This is a genomic window from Streptomyces sp. NPDC058674 (assembly GCF_042716505.1).
In the GTDB taxonomy this organism is placed as follows: Bacteria; Actinomycetota; Actinomycetes; order Streptomycetales; family Streptomycetaceae; genus Streptomyces.
The window spans coordinates 1-7,677 of sequence record NZ_JBHXSC010000123.1; the positions used below are offsets into that span (position 1 = coordinate 1).

Genomic DNA, 7,677 nt, shown 5'->3' on the forward strand with positions numbered 1-7,677 from the left:
GCAGCGCCTCCACGTCATCGACCGCCACACCCTCGGAGAATGGGCGTCCGGCTCACGCCCCCTGTGGGAGCTGCTCCGGGCCATCCCCCCGCCCCTAAGGCCGACCACCCTGTCCTGAGCAGCCAACCGCAGGTCATCACGAAGCCGTCTGGTCGCTTCTACGACGCGCAGGGGCGAACCGAGCGGGCGGGAACAGCGCCCTTGGCGAGAGCGGCGTGAATCGACCGCACGAGGTTCAGGGGCGGCGGGCAAGAACGTCGTCGATACGCGACGCGTCGGCGACCCAGGCCGCGGCGGCGGGCGCTATGAAGCCGAGCACGGTCTGGATGTCATCACGGCGGGCTTCGAGCGGCAGGTGCCAGATGCCCTCGTGATGGGCGATCCGGTTGCGGAACTTGTGCAGTTCGCCTGACCGGGTCCTCCACCGTGGTCAGGGCACGGTTGGGAGCGTGGGGGAAGGCACCTGCGAGGTCGGGCCAGAGGGTGGTCTTGTTACTGGCGGGCCAGCAGGAAGCGCCAGAACCCGAAGCTCAGCTCCGCGATGATCTTTCCGCGCGGGGTGGCCGCCCTGCCACCCCTGCCTGCGCGCTGCTGCGCCTGGACGATGTCGGCGCGGGCCTTGCCGCTGAGCGGCACCGCCGTGTCGGCGTACCACTCCGCGGGGCGTCCCCTGCGCTGTTGGCCACGAGCCGGGCGTCGACCGCATTGCGCAGCATAATCTCCAGGTGTCCCAGCGGCTCGAAGAACGCAGCGGCGAGATCGCTGTTCCACCGGTAGAGCGCGAGGGCGGCGGCAGGATCGCCGGCGCACACGCCCAGGTAGGGGTTCAGCCTGTCGGGGGTGAGCTCGATGACGGCCTTGTCGTCAGGCGGCTTGATGAGGGTGGGCGGCGTGCTTCCTCAAGGAAGTCTCGGGCCCTCATCCTCGTCGGCGTCGACATTCCGGGGTCCGGGCTCCTGAAGGACGCCCGCTGGGACGGCAAGACGCGGCAATGGGTGACGCCGTCCTTCGAGCACGCCCGCGTCCATGGCTTCGAGACCAGGCATGCGGGCCCCCACCAAAACCGCGGACCGCGAAGAAGCCGCCGACGCCGCCCGGGCATGGGCCCGAGTAGATCATGGTTCGTAGCGATGGGAATCAATTTCAGCAAAAAGGCTGGCATGCCGATGGCCAGGCCGCCACACTAGACGAGCAGAGGATGCACGCGTTCGGAGGGTGAATGAGGGATCGCGCAGGGGGACGTGCTGCTTCACATGCACGTTCGAATGAGCATGTCCTCACGGGTGTCGAGGTGACAGATTTAGCAGGTTTCACGCGCGAGCTTCACCAGCATATACTCGCAACAGCCGATACTCTCGCAGAATTTGCCGAGTTGCGTTGCCAGTCGAGTCAGGTCGACGACGACAACTGTTCTTGGTACCACGGAGCCTGGTCGTATCTAAGACTCATGGACTTGGTCTCGGCTCCTACCTGGCATCATGAATTTTATTCAAGGAATCTAACTGCCTCTCTGAGGGCCGGGCGTCATCGTGTCGCGGTCACCGGGACGGCAGATTTTTCAACGCCCGCTTATGTACTGCAAGCAGGCGTGGCTACTGCACGCTCCGTGCAAGTCGACGTGGTAGACCTATGCCCGACGCCGCTGTACGCATCAACCTTGCTGGCCGATCGCCTCGGGAAGGTGGTCGGAACGATGATGTGCGACGTACGAGAAGTTTCCCGAACCCGGCCGTCGGAGTTCGACCTGATCTGCACCGATGCTTTCCTCAGCCGTTTCTCGGCGGCAGAGCAGACGCAGGTGTTGACGGCTTGGAACCGCCTCCTCGTTCCGGCAGGCCAAGTCCTTACGACGGTCCGGCTGAGTTCTCGTCCGGCATCGGACCGTTTACCTTACCTGGCCCGCTCATTCGGAGAGAGGGCACACAGGAAGTGGGGGCCTTTAGAGTCCGACCTACGTCCCAGTTGCAAGGAGATCGCTACAAAGGCCGAAACCTACGCTCTCAGAATGCGCACCAATCCACTACTCACGGAATCCGCAGCAATAGCCATGTTCAAGAGTCAATTCCACCTTCAATCCTGGGAAGTTGCAGAGGTGCCAGGCGAACTGGCCGCAACCAGGTATGCCCGTGTGGTATTAGAGAAGAGGTAACAGGAATGCAGTTCGAGCTTGTCACAGTTCCTTTCGGTGACGGACTGTTGCACGGAATGGCGCACGGATCCGGTGATGTGGTCGCCCTTCACCTGCACGGGACGTGGGGGAACTTCTACGAGAACCCGTTTGTTGCGGCACTGGCTCCCGTATATGCCGACCGTGGTATTCGGTACGCAGCCGTCAACCTGCCCAGCCACGACGGCGGATCGATCGCGGAATCCATGAGCGACTCGATCAGCGCTCTGGAGGCATGGGTGGCCGAACTGGCACCGCCCGGCGCTACCGTCATCCTGCAAGGGCACAGTCTCGGCGCGCTGAAAATCATTCATGCCTGGCAGAACAACCACAGTCTGACCCGCAGGGTGAGGGCCACGGTCCTGTTCTCCCCATTCGATCCTGTCGCCTTCTACGGCGGCAAGACAGCGGAGGAGATCGACGCCAACCGGCGGGCCATCGAAGCTCATGCCGCGAAGTTCGGCGAGAACTCCTTCATCCCCGAGGATGTCTTCGGCCTGTGGCCCCTGAACAGCGCCATGTATCTTGCCGCCACTCTGACCGGCGGCGAATGGGACGTCTTCCCCTCCCGCGCGGGAACGCACCTCAACGCCCTGCAAGCGATCACGTGCCCCACCCTGGTGGCACTGGGCTCGGATGACTTCGCGAGTTTCCCGGCCCCGCAGATCGTGGTGGAATCCCTCACGAAACAGCATGCCTTCGTTATCGAGGGCGCGCCTCACAATTTTGCAGGCAAGGAGCCTGAACTGGGCGTTAAGGTCAGCGCCTTTCTCGACGACCTCAACCTCTAACCGCGGGCAGGACAGGTGCATCAGTACCGAGATCTACGCGAAGAAGGGCTCTGGCGTCCACGCTGGTCGGCATCGACAAAAGAAAACCTGCGCATCGCGGAGCTCGGGATATCCGACCTGCAGGCCAAGTACGGCACCATGTCCGTGGAGGTGGCGAGAGCCGAGCACGACGAGGCCGTGTTGCAGAGCAACATCACGATGACGCACGGCTGGCTCGACGTGGAGGTCGTTGCCGAGTGTTTGCCGCCTGCCAGCTTCGAGAACAGCGGACGCCTGCGGGTCATCGACGAGCTGACGACCGTACCCGGGACCCCTTTGGTGCTCCGGGTGGTGCCGAGTCCGGTCTGTCCTCTGATCTCTGAGGATCTGCCGTACCTCGACTTCATCAGGCAGTACGGGATCCTGGTATCACCGCGGGAGCTGGACTACGTCGTCGGTAACGACAACGGCCTTCGCGTGCTCATCTCAGGAAAACTCCATCGCGGCCTTTCGGAGCGAAGGAGTCTGCGCGACTTCGAGATCGAAGAGCCGCAACTACGCGACTATGCGCGTGCGCTGAACGCTGCTGAACCCACCCCCATCCACGGGCTCTCGGCCACCAATCAACTCGGAGAAGCCCTTGTAAGCCACCCGAAGCGGGACCACATCAAGTCACGTTTGCTGGCGGGCAGGGACGTGATGGTCGTCGGTCCCAGCTCGAGCGGCAAATCAACGCTTATCCTGCAGATCGCAGAACTTCTGCAGGATGAGGCCATGGACGTGTACAAAATTGACCTCGGCGAACCCCACCTACAAGACATCACCCTTGCTAACTACCTGCTCTTCGAAGCGCCTAAAAAGTCGATCATCCTTGTAGACGACCTCCAGAGCAACCCCAGCTGTGCGGAGCTGATCCTCGGCGTCATTGCGCTCCGCAAGGAGGTGCGGCCCTATCAGTCATCAGAAATTACTCTGTGTGCCACCAGCTGGCGGGAGTACAGCCATCGCGCAAAGATTTTCTCCCCGTCGATCCATGCCATTCCCATCAATCCGCATCAGGTTACCGCGCAGATCCTGCGCCGTTTTGGAGTAAACCTCTCGCACGAGGTCCGGTCATTTTTGGGAGAAAGATACGGCGAGGACCTCAATCTCCTACGCTTGGCGATCAGGGCAGCAGGTGGCTCAGCAGACCAGAATGAACTGGACGGCGTCATCGCCCGCTCATACGTTCAGAACCTCTACGACGAATGCGATCCGTCCGAGTCCCGCGCTTCCGCGGAGCGGATTCTGCTGGTAACAGCCACACTCGGACGATACGACATTCCCGTCTCGCGCAATTTCCTGCTCCGCTCTGCGGCAGCCTTTGAGTCCGATCTGGACGCTTTAACAACAGCTGGAAATATCAGAACGCAGGGGACCTCGATACGGCTCGGCCATCGATCCTTGTGCGGTCTCCTGACCGAGTGGCTCACCGCCCAAGGCGCTTGGAACCGCTGCCAGGATGCCGGCGGGGTGTCCTCCGCGGAGATGGCGGTAACTGCATATCTTGAATCGCTTCCGGCCGACCGTGCCCTTGAAGCACTGCGTGCCATCTGCGCCCGCGCGGACTTCCGGGACGAAGGCGCACTGGACGAGCGGGCACGTTATGTCGTCGACATTTGGTCGTGCTTCAACGCGCTCGTTGAAAGGCTTCACCGGCAGCAGGAAAAAGACGCCACCTGGGGAAGAACTCCGTCGTCATGTATGTATGCATTCGAAGCACTCACGGCTATTGGCGCCGCTGAGGCAGCCAGGCCGAGTATCGAATTCCTAAGGAGGGTGTGTGTTGTCGACGGGCAGGAGCTGAAAATTGATACGGAGGCTTTGGCCACGAAGGAGGACTTCGAACAAATACGCATAAGGATGCTGGCTGCTGCAGGGAACGACGTGCTCAGGAAGCGGCGCGTCGAGGGCACAGACATGGACAGGATGCACCGTGCCTGGGCCAGTGGTGTCTACTTGTGCGCCGAGGCCCTGGCCGACTCGGAGTACGCACTGCGCCACATCGTCCCGGCGGTCGAAGAGCAGCAACTTCCGTGCGGGGCTTTCTATCCTCCGGAGGTGCCGTGGGTCACCGCACGGGTTCTTTTGGGCTTGGGCACGGCCGGCCTGACGGTTGAGACCAGCCGTAGGGTGCGGAAGGCGGCCGACTGGCTCGCCGGCGTTTCCCGGGGTGGAGTGTGGGAAAGCGGTACCGGCAGCTGGAATTCAGCGATCGAAACGACAGCGATGTCCTTGGTGGCTCTGGCGCACGTGGGGGACGAGTTCGAGAACCTCGACAGGAATCTTTCTGTTGCCTTCCTCCGCTCATCCCGGGAAGTTTGGATGAGTGTCGGAGCGGAACTGGATGGGGCCCTGGCCATCAGGGCACTCTTGGATGCCGGTACGCCGTGGGATGAAATCGCCCCTGACGCCGCCACTCTTTCTGCGCGTGCGCTGCAAGAGGTTCTGTGGAAAACAGCTGCCGTTTCGGCATCCGACAGCTTCGCTCAGTCGTGCAAGACAGCCCAGATATCGACCGATCTGCTGAGTATCGGTTGGTTTGGGGTCAGAGACAGCATCAGCGAGTTGCTCGCGGCGATGGATGTGCGAGCAAACACCCAATAGCTTACGGAGTGTTTAAATGGATAACTGGCGTGGCGCCGAGGCGTCAGCGAAGTTGGCTCGCATTCTGACCGAAGCCGCGCGGATCGGTAGAGCCGACCCGGACCGTCCAGCCTATGAAGTTCTCTACGAAACACTGGAAATCTCCGAGACGGAAAATTCTGTGGCGCTTCGCAGGATGACACGTCTCTGGTCTCATCCGCTCGCTATCCGGCGTGATCTGCTGCATCGTTCGGAAACTCTCGACTCCGGCCCCGGTACGACGCTCACGAGGATTGAAGGGCACTTCGCCAAGGGCGTCCAAGGTACCGACTGGGACTCGTGGAGACGATCTCTCGGGCAGAATGCAGTCGCCGACTTGCGAACGATTGGCAGAACCCTTGACCCCACAGGCAGGGTCCTGTCGGCCTCAGTGCCACTGGATACCATTTACAACTTCCGCGAGCGCCTGACGCATTGCCTGACGGATGTAATGTCCCTCAACATCCCGGCTGATCTGTTGGAGTACTTTGAAGACAGCCTCGTATCCCTCATCGACGCGGTTGACGACTACCGCGTCAGCGGCCTGACCGGAATCGATCAGGCCACGACGCAGGCGATCAGCGCGTACCCTTCAGCTGCCAATGAGCTCTCCTCCCGCTCGGTGAGAATCCGAGACGCCCTGGTGAGCATCACGGCCGCGGCTGCTCTGGTGGGAGTAGTCACACAGGACGCGCAGGACATCAGCGACCTGATCCAAAAACTCCCCTGGTCCCAGTCTCAAGAACAGGTCTCTGTGCAGGGGGACGAAAAGTGCACAGTGATTGAGATCGGATCGGGGACGGCCAAGCAAAAGCTGGTCGTGGACTTCACTGCGGAAGAGGGCAAGTAAGCAATTTCTTAAAGCCCATCCCAGGCATGCAGTGCCGGGCGAAGAAGTGGATCTGACATCGGGCAGTGAGCACCGCGGCGCGCGGCAGTCATCTCCGGCAGGCTCAGCGGCGGTCAGGCCTGGGGGTGGAGAGCCCACCGTCAGGACCCGGGACATGCGCGGGGGAGGAATCCTCCGGGGCGGCGTCCTGCATTAGCGCCTGTCCGGCGCGGGACCGCACCCACCTGGCGCGCACCGCGGCGGGGCGGGTCTTGAGTGGATGGCCCGCCCCGCCTGTTGTCATGCTGGAGCAATCAGCATCTGTTTGCTGTTGGTGCGGGTGTCGCGGTGCAGGGTGGTTTCGCCGTCACTCCAGCGGATGGAAAGTGCGCCGGCCACGGTGTCCGGGTGGGAGTCCGGCAAGACGGAGTCACGGCCGCCGGAGCGCGACGCGTACGCCCGGCTGCTGGCGCAGCTCGCGAAGCTCTACCCGGCCCCGGCCGACGCGGCCGCCCCCGTCTCTGCGGCGGTGCCGGCCACGCTCACTCTGTGCCCGCCCCGGCGGAAACGCGGCCGCTGTCCAAAGGTCAGTGGGCTTCGGGCCGTGGGCGCGGATCTACCGCTCCGCCAAGGGCTCCGACCGCCAGTGCGTCCAGCTGTGCATCCCCTCCTGGAACGCGCTGGACGCCCGGTTCTGGGGCGCCGCCGGGCAGCTGTCGCCGGCGGAGCTCGCCCGCGTCCTGGGCGCGTACGCGGCCCGGGTGATGACGCCGCGCGGCTCCACCGCCGTCACCGGCCTCGAGCTCATGACCGCCCTGCACCCGCCGACCTACGCCGTACGCGATGAAGAGACCGGCGTCCTGCGGCAGGCCGACGACAATGCGCAACTTCAGGCACTGGCCGCTGCGGGTCGTCTCACTCTGCCGCTGATGCGGCGCCGCGCCGTCGGAGGTCCTGCATCGCCAGTGCCACCCCACGCCAAGCGCCCACCACTCCCAGGAACCCCATCAAGAGGACAAGCCACCGCCAGGCACTCTGAGACTGAGTCATCACAGCGACTACGAAGACGACCTGGACCGCACCAAGCGCCAGGTTGCCTAGTACTCCAGCTGTAGATCGTGATCTTCATGTCTGCGTTGCGGCTTGTCGCCGGTAGTGGCTGGTCTGGGATCGGGCCTGATGGCGACGTCGCCAGTTGGACCAGGCGAGACGGTGGGCGGTGTTGTGGACGGACTGGACGACGATGG

Annotated in this window: 4 protein-coding genes and 2 pseudogenes; 5 read left to right on the forward strand and 1 reads right to left on the reverse strand. The window is 62.9% G+C overall.

The window, feature by feature from the left end:
* Window positions 1-118, forward strand: a pseudogene (locus ACFWU6_RS33225) (restriction endonuclease); the annotation flags it as partial.
* 374 nt (window positions 119-492) lie between these two features.
* Here the strand turns inward: ACFWU6_RS33225 and ACFWU6_RS33230 are convergent.
* A complete protein-coding gene (locus ACFWU6_RS33230; protein WP_383985165.1) occupies window positions 493-636 on the reverse strand; it encodes a hypothetical protein in 144 nt (47 codons plus the stop codon).
* 1,518 nt (window positions 637-2,154) lie between these two features.
* Here ACFWU6_RS33230 and ACFWU6_RS33235 point away from each other — a divergent pair.
* The 4 genes and pseudogenes from ACFWU6_RS33235 to ACFWU6_RS33250 form a co-directional block, all read left to right on the forward strand.
* Window positions 2,155-2,958, forward strand: a complete 804-nt coding sequence (locus ACFWU6_RS33235; RefSeq protein ID WP_383985167.1) for an alpha/beta fold hydrolase — start codon at window positions 2,155-2,157, stop codon at window positions 2,956-2,958.
* Between the two features lie 15 nt (window positions 2,959-2,973).
* On the forward strand, window positions 2,974-5,583 hold the full coding sequence (locus ACFWU6_RS33240; protein ID WP_383985170.1) for a hypothetical protein: 2,610 nt from the start codon (window positions 2,974-2,976) through the stop codon (window positions 5,581-5,583).
* Window positions 5,584-5,599: 16 nt separating this feature from the next.
* Window positions 5,600-6,451, forward strand: coding sequence for a hypothetical protein (locus ACFWU6_RS33245; protein ID WP_383985173.1), 852 nt, complete (start codon window positions 5,600-5,602; stop codon window positions 6,449-6,451).
* Window positions 6,452-7,023: 572 nt separating this feature from the next.
* Window positions 7,024-7,287, forward strand: a pseudogene (locus ACFWU6_RS33250) (transcriptional regulator); the annotation flags it as partial.
* Between the last annotated feature and the right edge of the window lie 390 nt (window positions 7,288-7,677).

What these genes read in the sequence shown, in the direction of transcription:
- ACFWU6_RS33235 (WP_383985167.1), top strand. Translation starts at nt 2,155, where the DNA reads ATGCAGTTCGAGCTTGTCACAGTTCCTTTCGGTGACGGACTGTTGCAC.
- ACFWU6_RS33245 (WP_383985173.1), top strand. Translation starts at nt 5,600, where the DNA reads ATGGATAACTGGCGTGGCGCCGAGGCGTCAGCGAAGTTGGCTCGCATT.